The organism is Pseudidiomarina aquimaris, assembly GCF_003987395.1.
GTDB lineage: Bacteria > Pseudomonadota > Gammaproteobacteria > Enterobacterales > Alteromonadaceae > Pseudidiomarina > Pseudidiomarina aquimaris.
The window spans coordinates 113,965-130,178 of the sequence record NZ_PIPT01000008.1 but is presented as its reverse complement, the minus strand read 5'-3'; the positions used below and the strand labels follow the sequence as shown (position 1 = coordinate 130,178).

At 44.9% G+C, this 16,214-nt stretch carries 14 protein-coding genes; 4 read left to right on the top strand and 10 right to left on the bottom strand.

What is annotated here, in order from left to right; all coding sequences use genetic code 11:
• Window positions 1-213: 213 nt before the first annotated feature.
• Window positions 214-1,788 (top strand): right-handed parallel beta-helix repeat-containing protein, encoded by a 1,575-nt coding sequence (locus CWE21_RS10860; protein ID WP_126834467.1) that lies wholly within the window; start codon window positions 214-216, stop codon window positions 1,786-1,788.
• 7 nt (window positions 1,789-1,795) lie between these two features.
• Here CWE21_RS10860 and CWE21_RS10855 read toward each other — a convergent pair whose 3' ends face one another.
• Genes CWE21_RS10855 through CWE21_RS10830 form a run of 6 tightly spaced genes read right to left on the bottom strand, consistent with a single transcriptional unit; the run spans window position 1,796 to window position 8,325 of the window.
• On the bottom strand, window positions 1,796-3,292 hold the full coding sequence (locus CWE21_RS10855) for a hypothetical protein (protein WP_126834466.1): 1,497 nt from the start codon (window positions 3,290-3,292) through the stop codon (window positions 1,796-1,798).
• Window positions 3,289-4,491, bottom strand: a complete 1,203-nt coding sequence (locus CWE21_RS10850; RefSeq protein WP_126834465.1) for a hypothetical protein — start codon at window positions 4,489-4,491, stop codon at window positions 3,289-3,291. Before CWE21_RS10850 ends, CWE21_RS10855 begins: the two co-directional genes overlap by 4 nt.
• A complete protein-coding gene (locus CWE21_RS10845; RefSeq protein ID WP_126834464.1) occupies window positions 4,488-5,786 on the bottom strand; it encodes an O-antigen ligase family protein in 1,299 nt (432 codons plus the stop codon). The genes CWE21_RS10850 and CWE21_RS10845 overlap by 4 nt, the downstream gene beginning before the upstream one ends.
• Window positions 5,783-6,622, bottom strand: a complete 840-nt coding sequence (locus CWE21_RS10840; RefSeq protein ID WP_126834463.1) for a hypothetical protein — start codon at window positions 6,620-6,622, stop codon at window positions 5,783-5,785. The genes CWE21_RS10845 and CWE21_RS10840 overlap by 4 nt, the downstream gene beginning before the upstream one ends.
• Window positions 6,597-7,526, bottom strand: coding sequence for a GumC domain-containing protein (locus CWE21_RS10835; RefSeq protein ID WP_157982765.1), 930 nt, complete (start codon window positions 7,524-7,526; stop codon window positions 6,597-6,599). The genes CWE21_RS10840 and CWE21_RS10835 overlap by 26 nt, the downstream gene beginning before the upstream one ends.
• Window positions 7,516-8,325: a glycosyltransferase gene (locus tag CWE21_RS10830; protein WP_126834461.1), complete on the bottom strand. Its 810-nt coding sequence runs from the start codon at window positions 8,323-8,325 to the stop codon at window positions 7,516-7,518. The genes CWE21_RS10835 and CWE21_RS10830 overlap by 11 nt, the downstream gene beginning before the upstream one ends.
• A gap of 207 nt (window positions 8,326-8,532) precedes the next feature.
• On the opposite strand from CWE21_RS10830, the gene CWE21_RS10825 reads away from it, so the two are divergent.
• The gene (locus CWE21_RS10825) at window positions 8,533-9,618 is read left to right on the top strand and encodes a polysaccharide pyruvyl transferase family protein (protein ID WP_126834460.1); all 1,086 of its coding nucleotides are present in this window, start codon (window positions 8,533-8,535) and stop codon (window positions 9,616-9,618) included.
• A gap of 2 nt (window positions 9,619-9,620) precedes the next feature.
• On the opposite strand, the gene CWE21_RS10820 is transcribed toward CWE21_RS10825, so the two are convergent.
• The 4 genes from CWE21_RS10820 to CWE21_RS10805 are packed head-to-tail and all read right to left on the bottom strand — an operon-like array spanning window position 9,621 to window position 13,799.
• Entirely contained in the window at window positions 9,621-10,664 is a 1,044-nt protein-coding gene (locus CWE21_RS10820; protein WP_126834459.1) for a glycosyltransferase family 4 protein, read from the bottom strand.
• On the bottom strand, window positions 10,661-11,914 hold the full coding sequence (gene wecC, locus CWE21_RS10815) for a UDP-N-acetyl-D-mannosamine dehydrogenase (protein WP_198675115.1): 1,254 nt from the start codon (window positions 11,912-11,914) through the stop codon (window positions 10,661-10,663). Before wecC ends, CWE21_RS10820 begins: the two co-directional genes overlap by 4 nt.
• Before the next feature lie 4 nt (window positions 11,915-11,918).
• On the bottom strand, window positions 11,919-13,052 hold the full coding sequence (gene wecB, locus CWE21_RS10810; RefSeq protein WP_126834458.1) for a non-hydrolyzing UDP-N-acetylglucosamine 2-epimerase: 1,134 nt from the start codon (window positions 13,050-13,052) through the stop codon (window positions 11,919-11,921).
• A gap of 21 nt (window positions 13,053-13,073) precedes the next feature.
• Window positions 13,074-13,799: a WecB/TagA/CpsF family glycosyltransferase gene (locus CWE21_RS10805; RefSeq protein ID WP_126834457.1), complete on the bottom strand. Its 726-nt coding sequence runs from the start codon at window positions 13,797-13,799 to the stop codon at window positions 13,074-13,076.
• Between the two features lie 116 nt (window positions 13,800-13,915).
• On the opposite strand from CWE21_RS10805, the gene CWE21_RS10800 reads away from it, so the two are divergent.
• Entirely contained in the window at window positions 13,916-15,082 is a 1,167-nt protein-coding gene (locus CWE21_RS10800) for a nucleotide sugar dehydrogenase (RefSeq protein WP_126834456.1), read from the top strand.
• Window positions 15,083-15,096: 14 nt separating this feature from the next.
• Window positions 15,097-16,200 (top strand): UDP-N-acetylglucosamine--undecaprenyl-phosphate N-acetylglucosaminephosphotransferase, encoded by a 1,104-nt coding sequence (wecA, locus tag CWE21_RS10795; RefSeq protein WP_126834455.1) that lies wholly within the window; start codon window positions 15,097-15,099, stop codon window positions 16,198-16,200.
• Window positions 16,201-16,214 lie beyond the last annotated feature (14 nt).

The window sequence follows — 16,214 nt, the reverse complement described above, 5'->3', positions numbered from 1 at the left end:
CTTATGAAATCAGAAGTAAAACTTTTCTCACAGGGTACCCGGTTATAAATTTTGGATAGAAAGATACCCGCTATCTAAAAATAAAAATTTAAGATGACGAACGTAATTTATTCTTAATCAATAAATCAGAGTGGGCTTTAGATCAAGAGATAAATCTCGCTTTTACGAGGTTAGCTTGATTGAGAGTATAGGAAGGAACATAAGAGAACCAAAATGAATCGACTTATTATCACGCTAGGTTTTTATTTCTCGTTAGGGGCAGCTCACGCAACGAACTTCAACGATTTCTGTCCACATACGGATGCTAGTGTTGACTGTTCCAGTGAGTTTGTTGATGCACTGTACGCCGCTGCAGAGAAGAATGATGCGCTTTACTTCTACGGTAATGAAAAGTTTTGGTTGCGAGGAATTGAGTTAAACGATCCAACCTTAGAGGTTGTTAATCTTGTCGGTGTTGCTCATGAAGGTAATCAACCAACTGTAATTACTGAGGGAATGAGTTTAATTATAAATGGACGAATGTCTATTTCAGGGCTTCGGTTTGAGGGGTATAAACCTTATGAGCCGACGCTGGGTAACAAAGGGTATTTGCTGAAAACTACAGTAGGTCATGATTTGACCAGCGGGCTTCGTATCGAGAATAATGACTTTTCGAACGCAAGCGAAGACTTATTGGCGGTGTGGAATAGTACAAACGTCAGTATACACAACAACCGTTTTCAACGGGCAGGTCTTGCTGACCATATAGAAGTTATGCTAATACCGGGTGATGAAAGGCCAATCGGAAGTGGTGTCGTTGTAAACAATATTGTTGATGCAAATATAATCCGAAATGATTTTTATGAAATTAAGAAAATTGGAATTTACTTTGATTCTACGCATATTGTAAGCAAAAACGTTACCATTGCGAACAACTTGTTTGACTTAAAGCATTATGAGGTTCCAACAAAGCGCTATGGATTTCAAGGCGCTGTGGGAGTTTACCTAAATCAAATCATGGAGTTTTCTAACTTTGAAATTCTAGGCAATACGTTCCTTGGGACGATTAATGGCGTACGTATTAATGGTAGTGATATTCGTGTCGCTTATAATAACTTTAACCCATCAGGATATTGCACTAATACAAGCACTAGTACTTCTAGCATCATAGAAGACACAGGAATTGCTATAAAGGGGCATTACCTTGAGAACATTAAAATTGAAAATAACTGCATTGATAATCACGCGGTAGGTATTGCGCTCGTTAGCTGGAAAAATATAAGCGACGTTGATATTAACGAGAATAAAATCAACGATGGTCATACAGGCATTGTCGTTGAAGATATAGAGGGCGCAGATTTCAACAGTATTTCGATAGTTAGAAATGAATTATATAGAGTACTTGGGAATAACATAGCATTACGCTCGCGAACGGTTAGTTCAAACAACATCGTGGTACAAAATACTATATTGCAAGACCCGACCTGGCATAGAACTGGAATCACAACCGATGGGCCATTGATAGTCGCGAACAATCAAAATCGATTATTTATTGAAAATAACTATTTAATTGCGACGCCGACATCCGTTAATTGGAACTTAATTACGCTGAACGGCGTCACCGAAAGTTTTATTAAGCGCAACTACTTGAGACCAAGCCAGCTTGGAAAATCTGAGAGCTTTGGCGGGATCAAGCTTAATAATTCTTCTACTGGCAATCTGTTGCTGAACAATACATTTGTTGGTTTTTATCCAGGTATTCACGATTATGGGAGTCAAAATAAAAGTGATTACAATACATTCAATTAACCAACACTTATTCTTTGCCGTAATTTTTATATTTAGGTAAGTAGTTGGTTATTACCCTCCCGATAAAGTTAGCGAAAGGAATGAATAGCTGACTTGTCTTAGGGCTATAAAGACCTTCAGACTTTAACCTAACAATGTCGGAGTCAAGGAGGAGCCAAGTATTCTTAAAGACTTGGTATTTAAGTACTTCTTCTACTGGACTGCGTAAACACGCTGTGAATATGCGACGCTCGGCAAACCCTGGAAGAACCACGTTAAATACACTATTGAGCGCAATACCACCCATATAGATGTGGGCAAAACCACGACCAAACATGAACTCAAATGCTGTAACGTAATTTGCTCTATCTACACCAGTGAGATTAATTTTTTCTAGTAGTTCCGTGTAATCGTGTTCTAGTAGTTTGAGTTCTTTATCTGACAGCTTACAATAGCGTTCGCGGAGAATTTGTATATCTGCATCGCGGGTAAAGCAGCCAGGAAAGAGCCTTTTAATCTCACTACGCAAGGAGGAGCCGTATAAATAGACACCGCGTTGTAATACGTCTCCAAGGTAGCCGTCAAGTGCGACGAAAGCAGGTTTGCATAATTGTGAAGCCTTTCGGTAGTTCACAAAAAACTGTTGCTGCAATTGTTTGTTTTGACCTGCTAATATCCACTCACAAATAACATCATCATCGGCATTGGGCTGTTCTTCTTTGAACCTAAAGTGATGTACCTTAAGCTGTAATTTTTTGGCGATCACGCCCGAGTTCATAATATCCTTAGATTGCTCTGGTCCCCATGTGTAGCCTCTTGAGGCATTCCCAATAATCGCGAGCAACCGCGAATCAAAGCCTGCGGAGATCGAGACAAACTTGCTGGTAGAATCAAATGCATCCGTTGTTTTTTTTATGTGTAACGGAATTTCTGCGATTGGTACAGCTGGAATACGACTAAAATCTATGTAACACTTTTGCTTGTCTAGGCTATTAATATGACCGGGTAGAATGCGCTCAATATTTTGATAGCGCGTTCGGTGTCCCCAAATATGACCCTTTTTTTCGATAATTCCAAGATGGACGGGATTAATAGGGGTCAATTCTGAACGCAAGGCAAGTGCCGATGGTGCTACTTGCAATTGTCCTCCGACGCGGGTTAAGTAATGAGCACTTAAGCCAAACCAATCAACGAAGACATGTGGCGTTACACCGTCATCAAAGATCCCTATAAAGACGCCTTGTTCGATACTAAAAAGAGCCTCACTTAGCCCGTTCTGCTCGATTCGCTCTAGTAAACGGTTGTAATTATTGACGGTGCCTTCGAGTAAAAACCATCCGGCAATGAGGAGCTTACTTCGATTACCGTGAGCAACAGGCTTACCGAGTGTTAGTCGCGGATCATAAATAATGTCGCATTTGCTGCCGTCACAAAGCTGTTCCTGATGAAGTTTGAAATTTTTGGTTAATTCTTTAACTTGCTCTGGTTGGTGTTCTAACGAAACGTTTAGGAATAGCCAGTTCATGATTTAGTTACCTTGTCCGTTTTTTGAGGCTTTTGAAAATAAGGCTTTAGGATAGTCAAGTAAACACCCCAGCGCACACTGTAACAAAGTCCTAAGCAGGTAAAGAGCCCTATAAGGAATTTATAATCATGTTCAATACTTTGTCCCAATAACCAAGCAAGTCCTAACATTACAACGAACATCACTGAACTGCTGATCAAAGCAATATTCTCTCGTTGAAGTAAAATTAGAAGGTTACCCTCAACTAAATATAGTTGGCCAATCACCATCGCACTGCAAACCGTCATACTGAGAAGTAGATCGTGCGGGGTTAGCTGTTGGCCCGAAACTATGAGGTAGAACAACACGAATAGATATGCTGGGATCAGCATGATTAGACCCAATCGGTGAATGCGGCGCACGCAAGTGTGTACAATTCTTGAATCTACTTTTCTTGCGCGAACTACTTTGGCTAACGACCCGATGAAGAGGTTTAAGTATGAACGCGGAACAACAAACAGAGCCCCCACAGCAGTTACCATCAAACTCAATTTTGTGAGTATGATGGGCGTAATCATTGATTCGACAAGTGCCGGAAGGATCATAAGAAAGCCTCCCGCTATAAAAGTGCTGCCACCTATTTTTATAGCACTCCATATCAGGCTCCATGACCACACTGTTGGATGACCTCCGCTTTTTGTCTGACGAAAGCGCCATAAGAAGCTTACAGTGATGAGCACTACGTGGCTAGAAACCAAAGCGGTGACTATAGATAGCTTGCTAGTCCAAAGGGTCAGAACAAGAATTATCACCAGTAATAAGTCTAATAGACTTAAAAACATAAATTTGCGTTCAGCGATCCATCCGTGACGTTCAATCTGCCAGCAGCTCAGTGCGGTGGTTATGCCTAGAAAAGGCAGTAGTTCGAACTGTAAAAAAGGGATAGTGACTACTGTCATAAGTACAGCAGTCACGGCGCCTGTAATCAATAAAAATAGGCTGATGATAACTTTACTTTTTCGGTTGGAGCCCGCTGAATGCCGAATGAGTACAAGTCCAAAACCACCACCACTAATCATGCAAAGTGCTGTGGCGAATAAATACATTGCAGTAAAGGGAGCCGCATATTGGGGGGTATAGAGGTGAGCCGCAAGCCACACAACCAAAATGCGGAACGCACCCGGAGCGATACTTATAAAAAGTGAAGCGAGCGCTTTCATGCGCTTTCTCTCGAGGTTGAAATACCGAAAAATATGCGTAAACGTAAACACAAAATTGCGTAGACGACACCTATTAGCCCCCCCGGCTGTCCGCTAACAAATGCGTGTCCAGCAAACATACCATGCGCGAAAAATACGACGACTGAAGTAGTCAAAAACAGGTGAAGTGAACTTGGCGCCCGAACATAGAGAAGTAAAGACATTAGTACGAAAAATAAATGCATAATGCTGACGAGCAACGCAAAGATGATACCGTACCCACCGAAGAGGTCGTACCATTCCTGCTCAATGTTTTTGTAGGTAAGAAATTCATCAATATTATTTTGCTCAAGGTAGTATTCCCGACCTACCATCTCATAGAATTTTACGCCTCCACCAGTCCAGATCACCTCTTCGTCAAATCGAGCTAAACTACGATCGGCTGCATTTATCAAACGTTGGCGGGGGCTGGCGCCCTCAATAATTTGGTTAACTTGAGTGAGCTGATAACGAAATTCATCAATATTTTTATTAGTATATTGGTAGGCGGCTATGACACCAGTGATGATTACTGTCATTAATAAATACTTGCTTACCTTCTTAAAAACTGTATTCGCAACTTTAAATACAACTATTAAAAATACAAACAAGAGAGTTAATGCAGCGCTTCCGCCCCAGCCAGCTTTAGTTCCGAGTAAAATTAAACCGGCAATACATAGTGCTGCTTTTATAATACCGCTTAATGTTACATGTTGGTATAGAAAATAATAAATAAAACAAAGGGATATGAGTGCAGCTAAGCCGATATCATTGCCACCAACATAGAATGATTTAATACCAAAAGCGTGGTCACCGTAACTTTGAATCCCGAGACCTGTTGCAAATGAAAAGAGCATAAAGCTCCCGAAAACTAAACCGTAGTATGCAATGCCCATGAGCAACAGACGGGTCTCATCGCCAAAACGCTCAAATAGTTTTAGTGTGATCACAAGCACAGCAAACGGAAAAAGCCAACGAGAGAAGAGCGTAATTTCGCTTACAAGATTAAAGTTGCCAGTTGGAAAAGTCGACCATGCCGCAAAACATGCCCAAGCAAGAACCATAATGCGAACCATGATAGTAACATAGTTTTCGCGAGTAAAAACAAGGTATAGACCTATCATTATGAGCACCAGGCGATAGGCGAGACTGATGCGTAGGCCTCCCAGGCCAAGGTAACTGAAGAGTCCATAAATAGTGTCTAACCAGATTACAGGGTAGACTAAGAGTGCAAACAGCACGAGTCCCAATTTATGTTCAGTTGATGTTAGCTTCATAATAGCGACCTAGACCTGCGATGAGGTAAGTAGAAGCTTAGCGCGGTTAGCCCTATTGTTATCCAAGCGAAATACACAATAACAGCGACAGCTGACTTGTTGGGATAGACCTCTTTGGCGGTGGTAGTGATATCGGAACTCTTAAACAGTAGCGGAAGTTTAGAACTTAACGTTTGTTTTCGTGCTTTAAGAATTGTAATAAAGTCACTGACGAAAGATAAATCTGTTTTTGCAGCGTTGCGCAAACTAAAGGTCGTTGCGCGCGATAAACGCAAATCAAGTTCAGCAGTTAATTCCTCGCGTAGAACACTCTCAAAAAGCTCAAGGATATCGTGCAATTGTTGCTCGGCAAGCTTTTCTTCAAAGAAGTGCCACCGCAATTTGTGAAATTCATCGAGCTCGTGACGATAGTAGTGCAAATTCTGTCTTACATACAGGAACAAAGCCTTATCCGGAGAGTCGCTGTATTGAGAGATCGCAGAGCTGTATTTTGTGATTGAGTGAGCATACTTGCCTTCCAGCATTTGTACAACGCGTTGTGTGAAATACTCACTGCTCATGAGGTATGCCAATCGAATTTCTGGACGCCTTGTAACGGGTTTAGAGAATTCGGCACTTGTAGAAACCAACACTTTATCATCAATTTTCCGCATCAGTCCCTGCGCATAAGCCTCATCACCGAATACAAAAAACACCTGCGCTTGAAATAGGTGGCTGAGCCCTAGGGTATAGCCCACACTAAATACTGCTCCGCTGATGACAAATAATATCGTTACTACCCAATGACGAAGTAGCCATTGCAAGTAACTTTTAATATTTAATTTGCTGTTCGACACGCCGATAACTTAATAACAAACTTGTGGTAAACATAATTAGACAGCCAGTAAATCCGCCAATCACAAACCAAACTTTCCATGAGAAAGACGACGGTTTGTGAGGGACGACCGGAGGGTCTATAAATTCGAACACATAATCTTCATTTACTTCGACTAACATAGCTCGCTTATACTGCTCTTGTAGAAGCTGATATAATGCTTCGCGAACCTCGGTCTGTTGTGAGTTATCAATGCTTTCGTTCAGATATTCGATTTGAGCTGCTACATTTGTTGCTTCACGCTGGCGCATCACTTCGTTGATCTCTCTAACAATGATATTGAGCCAGTTGGCAGCAACTTCCGGCGACTCGTGACGTAATCTAAGCGTAACGATGCGAGTGGTTCTATCGTAAAAAACGTCGAAACGCCCTTGAAATGCTTCATATCCTTCCCATAGCTCAGGTACTGGTTTTAATGGCGGATCAACGTCACGTATCCATTGTTGTGATTCTTTGTTGTAAAGATTATCTTCAAAAATAACCTGTTCACGCTCACTGTCCCATTCATCAACAGCTAGCAAGTAGGGCAACCAATTATTGGCTCGGATTAGCGGGTACACAAAACTCCGCGACTTCATAATTTCAACGGCCATTTGGGTATTATTCAATCTCGACGCACCAAGATCGATCCCCGCTAATCCAGCTAAACCACCCAAGGCCCCGGCCATTTCAGCTAATCCGCCTGTACGTTCCTCACTTGGCGCCAACACCGCAATTGCTTCGTATTCAGTTGGCTTTAAGTTGCGTATGCCGGCAAATGTAAATGCCAGTAAGATAGGGACAGCTACCCAGAGTTTCCAGTATTTAAGTGTGACTCGATAAAATAATTGTGACGAGAATAAGGTGATCTTTTTATTAGAACTCATGTTTTTTCCTAACATAGCTAATGCTGAGTATCATCAACATAATGCGATAACGTAGACTGCGGCTGAAGCCTTTACGGGCAAGTACTTGCAAGTAATGATTAAAGCGTTGCCGCAGACTCATCTTGTAGCCATGCTTTTTTCTGAATACATCGTATCCGTCTACAGCTTTTGGCCCGGATGAAATTCGTTCATGACCATGCGCGACGTATATGTTCATTAAGGGGAGGCCGATCCGCTTGGCGGGGCCATAGGCTTCGATCAAACGCACGAAACAGTCATAGTCTTGCAAAGCGGGGAAATCGCTATCGAATCCGCCAATGCTCAATAGGCGTTCTTTTCGAACCAAGACTTGGTTTCCCGTGTGATTGCGACCAAGCTCGCTGCGAAGCGTTAAGATTTGCTCGCCGTCGAGGATCACTTTTCGCGAGTTGTGCGTGACCCAATACAAGCTGGTACAAACGAAAGCATACTCGTCATTATAATTTGCGAGCATAACTTCAAGTCGCTCGGGTAAAAATTCATCGTCGTCATCAAGGCCAGTTACGAGCGGTGCGGCAGCAAGCTCTATTGCCCGATTACGGCTCGCGCAAGCGCCAATACTGGTCTCGTTGCGAAGCATGTGCACCCGTGGGTCAGATTTCGTAACCGCTGTTAGGTACTCGAATGTGCCGTCTGTTGAGCCGTCGTCAACAATAATAAGTTCCCAGTCGGACATGGTTTGTGCTTGCACAGAAGTAACCGCACGTTGCAAAAGCTGCACGCGATTCTTGGTAGGAATGTAAACGGTAACTGCTGGCATAGCATCATCTTCGTTGGTGGTAAAAAAGCAAGAACCGATTGTAGCAATTAAGTTTTATATAGTGAACAAAGCGCTTGGAATTATTGTGTAAGTCGTTAGACTTTAGCTATTAATTAGATTTATCTTTATAGGCTAATAAACGTGCAGAAGGTGCCTCTTACTGTCGAAGTCAAAGGAATCAGCTTCGTTAATCAAGGAGCTGAACTTATGCTTCATGCTATCATCGAGCAGTTTCAACAGCGTGGCATTTCGGCTCGCTTTGTGGTGGAGCCACAAGGAGCATACGAGCGTCGTGCACAGTTCGGCTTGTGGCAAAAAACACGAGCGATTCGAAAGCACATCAACTATCTAGCGCCACTACAGTTGTTACCGCGCAGTTGCCGTACACAGCTGGGGTTGGTAAATGATAGCGATATTGATTTGGTGCTTGATGCCTCAGGCTTTTCTTATGGAGATCAATGGCCTTGGCGTGTTGCTCATGATCGATTAGCAACAAGTATGCGCCGATACCACAAACGTCGTGTACCGGTGGTGTTGTTACCACAGGCCTTTGGCCCATTTCGTGAAGCAAAATGGCAAAGGCAGATGCAACATATTCTTGCGTATGCTAATTTGGCATACGCGCGTGATACTACTTCATTTGATCATTGTACCTCTCTGCTAAACTATCAGCAGGAGGCTAGCGTAAAGCGTTGTCCAGACTTTACTAACCTCTTGAAACCACGACCCTATCAGGCATATCAACCATCAGCGAACAGTGTTTGCGTGATCCCCAATAGTAAGATGCTGCAGAAGCGAAAAGACGGCGATGTTTATGTGAATTGGCTGGTCGAGTTGATTCACGCAATACAAAACGACGAGCAACCTGTATTTATGCTGCTGCATGAACAGCAACAGGACCAAGGCTTGGCAGCCACCATTAACGCCCGGCTAAGCAAAGCGGTGGCAGTGGTTGCACCGAGTGATGCGCGACAGAACAAGTGGCTTATTGGACACAGTGGCTGGGTGATAAGTTCTCGTTATCATGGTCTAGTGAGTGCTTTATCACAGGGCGTTCCCGTTACCGCAACCGGCTGGAGTCACAAGTATGAGCAGTTATTAAGTGACTACACTTGTCAAGATGCCCTAGTGGAGCCACAACAGAATGCGGTTGCCGTGTGGCAGCGCATTCACAAGACCTTGAACGACGCAACGAACTACGGAGAATTGCGTGCACGGATAGTTGAGTCAGGACAATGGCAACGCGAAGCCGTAGAAAAGATGTGGGATGAGGTCTTTAGCTTACTTGATTAATTTCAGCGCTGCGGTAGCGTAGAAAAGAAGTTAAGCAAGCTTTGCACTGTCGGCGCAACAGCAAATTGCTGACGCGCGTGTTCGCGTGCCGCTGTGGTCAAAGAGGTGTAATGCGTTGTGCAGAAATCGATGGCTCGTAACAACTCTGCCGTAGAAACATCTTCGCATAGGTAGCCAGCTTGTTGATGTGGGACCACGTCGGGGGTTGGGCCCTGTGTTAGAGCAATCACCGGAAGCCCTATAGCCATTGCTTCGATAAAACCCATCCCGAAAGCATCGAACTGCGAGGGCAAGATAAACAGATGATGCTGCTGCAGCACGTTTATCTTTTTGTCGTAGTCAACCCAGCCAAGAAAGTTTATGCGCTCCTTTATTCCCAAATCGATTGCTAACTGTTGTAAGTTTTGCAGCTCGGGCCCCTCACCAGCTATACTCAGGTGATAACGTGTGGGCAAGATTGCTAACGCATGTAGCACAGCAGCGACATTTTTGCCGGCAACCAACCGTGTCATGCAGAGCATTTTGATTGGCCCGTTGTCAATTGAGAGGAGTTTCGGTGTCGCTTGTAAAAACTCTTCGTCGAGCGTGTTTGGAACGACGTGGAGTTTATGTTCTGGGAGTTTAAGTTCATCTATAAAGCGTTGTCTCCACCAAGGTGTTAGTACGCAAATGCCGTCGGCGAGCTGAACCATCTGCTTAAGTAGCCAGCGTCGCCAAGGCGAACGTAAGTAATCATCAGTGACCGCGGAGTGAAAGTGAAAAACAATAGTCGCTCCCTGCTTGCGTGCATGGCGTGCAAGTAAGTACTTACGTAGCATCGACAGCCAACGTGCGCAGTGCAACCAAACAATATCACTTTCTTGCACTTGCTTGTGTATTTGCGTGACAGCTTCGTAATAGGCTTTGAGCTTGCTCTGATTGCCGCGATGCGACTCAATGAGTGTTAAACCCGCTTTTTGCAGGTCTGTAGAAGCACATAATCCGACGAGAGCTGTGCTAATCCCACCACGTCCGTGTTTCACCGCTGTCGCCACCAAATAAATCATCCGTCGATTAAACCCTTGGTATCTACCCAAACCTTGCCATCAAGTTGAGCGCGAGTAATGGCTTTGAATGGTTCGTGATCGACTAACAATACAATAATATCTGCGGCTTCAAGTGCGTCATTGAGTTCGGTCAGCATAGCATTTGAGAAGTCATCTGGCAGTGTCGAGATATTGGGTTCAACGACTAATGTTTGACCATTATGTTGTGCCGCTATGCCTCTTGCAATATCGAGTGCTGGACTTTCGCGCAGATCATCAATATTAGCCTTAAACGCCAAGCCTAAGCAGGCAATCACGAGTTCGTTATCAGGCTTACTCAGACTTTGCACTTGTTGCTGAACCTGTTCGAGTACCCATTTAGGTTTGTAATCGTTAACTTCGCGGGCGGTACGAATAAGTCGTGCTTGTTCGGGAGCTGAGCTCACGATGAACCACGGATCAACTGCGATGCAATGCCCGCCTACACCGGGCCCTGGTTGTAAAATATTTACGCGAGGGTGGTGATTGGCGAGGCGTATTAACTCCCAAACGTTAATAGCAAGTTTGTCACAGATCAGCGAAAGCTCATTAGCAAAGGCGATATTGACGTCTCTGAAACTGTTTTCAGTAAGCTTAGCCATTTCAGCTGTGCGAGCATCCGTCAAAAGGCAATCACCCTTTAGAAAAGTTCGGTAGAGTTCAGCTGCCATTTCGCTGGCGCGCGGAGATAACCCACCAATGACACGGTCATTATAGACAAGCTCTTCCATAACCTTGCCTGGAAGAACTCGCTCCGGACAATAGGCGAGCTGAATGTCGGCATCACTACCGTGGGTCGAAGGGAAAGTAAGTTCGGGACGAGCCTCTTTTAACCATGCTTCGAGATGCTCGGTGGTACCCACCGGTGAGGTCGACTCAAGAATAATGAGGTTACCCTTGCTGAGGACTGGAGCGAGTGCTTTCGCCGCAGATTCGATATAGGAAAGGTTGCCAGTTTTATCGTCATTGAATGGCGTCGGAACTGCCATAATAAATGCATCAGCGGATTCAGGCTGTAGGGTTGCCCTTAATAATCCACTTTTTACGGCACTTGCAACAACATCGCGTAAACCAGGCTCAACAATGTGGATATTGCCTTGATTAATGGTTTTCACCGTTTGTGGGTTCACGTCAACGCCAATGACCTGCATGCCTTGTTTCGCAAATATTGCTGAGGTAGGCAGGCCAATGTAGCCAAGACCGATAACTGAAACCGTCTGCGTGATACTCATAGATTTAGAGTTCCCTCTTTAATACGTCAATAATGCGTTCGCAAGCTCTGCCATCTCCATACGGATTATGAGCGTGACTCATCCCTTGGTAGAGTTCTTTGTTATCAAGTAGCTCAGTTACATTACTTACTATTGTGCTCACGTCGGTGCCTACCAACTTAACTGTTCCAGCCGCTATCGCTTCAGGGCGCTCTGTTGTGTCACGCATGACTAATACTGGTTTGCCAAGCGAAGGCGCTTCTTCTTGAATGCCTCCACTATCTGTCAAAATGACGGTTGCTCTGTTCATCAGATAAACAAAAGGCTCATAATCTTGAGGCTTTATGAGATGTACATTAGGATAGTCGCTCAGCAGGCGATTCACCGGCTCCTGTACGTGGGGATTCAAGTGCACAGGATAAACGATTTGTAACTCAGGTCTTTCTTTAGCAAGTGTGGCGAGCGCTTGGCAGATTCGCTCAAAACCTTGTCCGAAACTTTCACGGCGGTGCCCCGTAACCAGTAAGAGAGGTTGTTCTAGACGAATCGATGCGAATCGTTCTGCATACATCTCTTGTTTTTTGCTGTCTTTCGCTAACTGTTCACTAACGTGAAGCAAAGCGTCTATCACCGTATTGCCGGTCACATGAATATGCTCTGCAGGGATATTCTCCGCCAACAAATTATCTCGAGCTTGCGCCGTTGGGGCAAAGTGCCAGCGCGTAATACCAGCAACTAAACGCCGATTAGCTTCTTCGGGCCACGGCGAATAAATATTGCCGGTGCGCAAGCCAGCTTCGATATGTGCAACAGGGATTTGTTTAAAATAAGCGGCGAGGCCCGTCGTTAATGTCGTAAGTGTGTCGCCATGAACACAAATCAAGTCAGGCTTAAATTCATTAAGTACGGGCTCTATGCCAGTTAATACTCGTGCAGCGAGCTCATGCAATGTTTGGTCTGGGCGCATCAAGTTGAGGTCATAGTCAGGTCGTAACTTAAACAGAGCTAATACCTGGTCAAGCATTTCGCGGTGTTGTGCGGTTACACAAAGCCGTACGTCCCAGCCAATTGTCTTAAGCTGTTGCATTTGCTGCACCAAAGGCGCCATTTTAATGGCCTCTGGTCGAGTGCCAAATACGATTAGAACTTTCTTGCTCATAGAGTCTCAGTGATAGTGTTCTTATAGTTTGTGCATGAGGTGCAAACGCAAATAGCTTAATAAAGCTAACTGGCGACCGATTCGACTTGGCTGCGAGCAAAGCCGATAAAACCACTCGAGGTGCAAATCGCAAAAGAGTTTGGGCGCTCGCTTGCCATAACCAGTAAAGACATCATAAGTGCCGCCGACGCCCAGATAAAAAGCATCTGGGTAAACCTTGCGTAAACGCTGAATCAACTTTTCTTGTTTAGGCGAGCCCATGGCAACCGAAACCAACTTAGGTTGGTGCTTGGTTAACGCATCGTGAAGCTGGCGCTCATCGTCAAAGTAACCGTCGATTGCGGCAACGACAGGCGTGCCCTGTGCTTTTAATTTGGCTTCACATGCCTGATTTACTTCAGGTTTCGCACCAATGATAACGACGGGCAAGCTCTGCTTCGCCGCTTGGCGCATCAGCGCTTCCCATAATTCACAGCCAGGAATCCGCTGATTCGCAACACCTTTTTTACGCATCGTCCGCACCACGCCGGTACCATCAGCGAACCTTAACGTGGCATTATTGATTAATTCGCGCAGCGTTGCATCTGCTCTCGCGAGCATTACTTTTTCGGGATTGATGGCGATACCGAAGCCAGGTACGACGCTACCGTCGGGCTTAATAATGTGACGTACAGCAGCAGCCATTGAAGCGAAAGGCATCACTTGCAAGCCGCCTACGGTAATCTGCTTTGAATTTGTTGAACGCATGTAAAAAATTGATCTCGATATTAGGAGAAGGCATTCTATCTAGGCTTAAATAAAACTGCAATGTCATAGGGGTAAGTTAAGTAGAACTTTACACCCTAGGACTTCAAAGGAATCCCATGAACATTGTCGTTGTAGGTATCGGTTATGTAGGCCTTTCAAATGCTGTCTTGTTGGCTCAACACAATTCGGTCATCGCAATTGATATCGATGCCGAAAAAGTGGCGCTACTAAAGCAGATGCGAAGCCCTATCCAAGATGCCGATATTGAATATTTTTTTAAATATCGAGAGCTACAGTTGAGTGCTACTACAAATTCTGCTGAAGCTTTTCCGTCGGCGGATTGGGTGCTTATTGCCACACCAACGAATTACGATCAGAAAACCAATCACTTTAACACTAGTTCGGTGGACGAAGTGATTGAACAAGTAATACAATATAATAACCAGTGTAACATTGTGATACGATCTACCATCCCAGTGGGGTACGTTGCCAAGAAGCGCGCTGAGCTGGGCACCGAGCGTATTTTGTTTGCGCCTGAGTTTTTGCGCGAAGGCAAAGCGTTGCACGACAATTTATATCCGTCGCGGATTATCGTCGGCGAGCGTTCCGAACGGGCTGAAATCTTTGCACAACTTTTACAAGCAGGTGCGCTGAAGCCCGATGTTCCAGTGCAATATACTGAACCGACAGAGGCCGAAGCGATTAAGTTGTTCGCCAATACCTACTTGGCGATGCGGGTGGCGTTCTTTAATGAACTCGATACCTATGCGGCGCATCATGACTTAGATACCCGCCAAATTATTGACGGTGTTTGTTTAGATCCGCGCATTGGCGACCATTACAACAACCCGAGCTTTGGTTATGGCGGCTATTGCTTGCCGAAAGACACACGGCAGCTGCTGGCAAATTATGATAATGTGCCGCAGGTCATTATCGGCGCGATTGTGGATGCCAACCGTACCCGTAAAGATTTTATAGCAGATGCTATAATCGCCAAGCAGCCGAAAACGGTCGGTGTGTACCGTTTGGTCATGAAAGCGGGTTCGGATAATTTTCGCTCAAGCGCAATACAGGGCATCATGAAACGCCTGCAGACGAAGGGCATCGAAATTATTGTGTATGAACCGACACTTAGCGAAGAAACTTTCTTCAATTGTCGTGTTGAGAAAAAATTACAAGAATTTAAAGAGAAATCAGATATAATTATCAGCAATCGAATGGCTGCAGAATTAAGCGACGTTGCGCAAAAAGTCTATACGCGCGATATCTACAATAGTGATTAGGGACAAGCGATTAAATGAATATTTGGATGGTGTTAATAGCCGCTGCCGCACTTTCGAGCGTGTTATGTAACGTCCTGATACCGATGGCTTGGCGCACCGCGCTGGTCGACATGCCTTGCGAACGTAAACAGCATGGCTCACCCGTTCCGTTGGTTGGTGGTTTAGCGGTTTATGGCACTATGCTGATCATGATGGTTGCACTATTGCCACTTGACGTAAATATCCGTTTGTTCTTGGTTTCTGCCAGTTTTATGGTACTCATCGGCGCCCTTGATGACCGTTACGACATTGACGCCGGTGTGCGATTTATTGCGCAGATGCTGGCGGCGGCGGTAGTGGTTTTTGGCGCAGGTGTGCAAATCACCCAGCTCGGTAGCTTATTCGGTACTGGCGTGATTGAGCTCGGCGCTTTCTCGATGCCATTTACTTTGCTTTGTATTGTTGCCGCAATGAACGCCTACAACATGATCGATGGTATTGATGGCTTGCTCGGCTCGATGGCGATGGTCGCGTTTGCTGGCGTTGCGGCGCTGGCATTTATGAACGGGCAGCAGTTGCCACTCCTCGTCGCCACTATTTTGTTTGGCGCGATGATTCCTTATTTAATCCGCAATATCGGTTTCAAGTATCGCCCAGTACGTAAAATTTTCATGGGTGATTCAGGCTCTATGCTGGTCGGTTTCGTAGTGGTGTGGATGCTCATCATGCTGACCCATCCAGAGCGTATTCTCGAAACTTGGTTTGCGAGCACTCCTGACGTCACAGCCGTACGACCGGTCGCCGTGCTATGGCTAATTGCCGTCCCACTTATGGATATGTTTGCCATACTCTCGCGTCGCGTGATGAAAGGACAGTCGCCGTTTAAGCCTGATCGTGAACATTTACATCACATCTTTATGCGCGCGGGCTTCTCTGCTCGCCAAGCTCTTGCTATTATCAGTGTCATTGCGGTCGCTAAGTTGGCGCTTGGTTTGACACTCGAATGGATGCAAGTTTCAGAAACAATTGTCTTGATTATTTTTGTGGCAATTTTTGTTCTCTACTTAATGATGCTCAAGCATATTTGGAAAGTTGTATCTTGGGTACGCCAACGGCGCCACATCGAACCATCTAACTAAAAATTATAAATAGG

What these genes read in the sequence shown, in the direction of transcription:
- wecC (WP_198675115.1), bottom strand. Translation starts at nt 11,914, where the DNA reads ATGAGTATCACGCAGACGGTTTCAGTTATCGGTCTTGGCTACATTGGC.
- CWE21_RS10850 (WP_126834465.1), bottom strand. Translation starts at nt 4,491, where the DNA reads ATGAAAGCGCTCGCTTCACTTTTTATAAGTATCGCTCCGGGTGCGTTC.
- wecB (WP_126834458.1), bottom strand. Translation starts at nt 13,052, where the DNA reads ATGAGCAAGAAAGTTCTAATCGTATTTGGCACTCGACCAGAGGCCATT.
- CWE21_RS10845 (WP_126834464.1), bottom strand. Translation starts at nt 5,786, where the DNA reads ATGAAGCTAACATCAACTGAACATAAATTGGGACTCGTGCTGTTTGCA.
- CWE21_RS10860 (WP_126834467.1), top strand. Translation starts at nt 214, where the DNA reads ATGAATCGACTTATTATCACGCTAGGTTTTTATTTCTCGTTAGGGGCA.
- CWE21_RS10820 (WP_126834459.1), bottom strand. Translation starts at nt 10,664, where the DNA reads ATGATTTATTTGGTGGCGACAGCGGTGAAACACGGACGTGGTGGGATT.
- wecA (WP_126834455.1), top strand. Translation starts at nt 15,097, where the DNA reads ATGAATATTTGGATGGTGTTAATAGCCGCTGCCGCACTTTCGAGCGTG.
- CWE21_RS10800 (WP_126834456.1), top strand. Translation starts at nt 13,916, where the DNA reads ATGAACATTGTCGTTGTAGGTATCGGTTATGTAGGCCTTTCAAATGCT.
- CWE21_RS10830 (WP_126834461.1), bottom strand. Translation starts at nt 8,325, where the DNA reads ATGCCAGCAGTTACCGTTTACATTCCTACCAAGAATCGCGTGCAGCTT.
- CWE21_RS10835 (WP_157982765.1), bottom strand. Translation starts at nt 7,526, where the DNA reads ATGAGTTCTAATAAAAAGATCACCTTATTCTCGTCACAATTATTTTAT.
- CWE21_RS10825 (WP_126834460.1), top strand. Translation starts at nt 8,533, where the DNA reads ATGCTTCATGCTATCATCGAGCAGTTTCAACAGCGTGGCATTTCGGCT.
- CWE21_RS10805 (WP_126834457.1), bottom strand. Translation starts at nt 13,799, where the DNA reads ATGCGTTCAACAAATTCAAAGCAGATTACCGTAGGCGGCTTGCAAGTG.
- CWE21_RS10855 (WP_126834466.1), bottom strand. Translation starts at nt 3,292, where the DNA reads ATGAACTGGCTATTCCTAAACGTTTCGTTAGAACACCAACCAGAGCAA.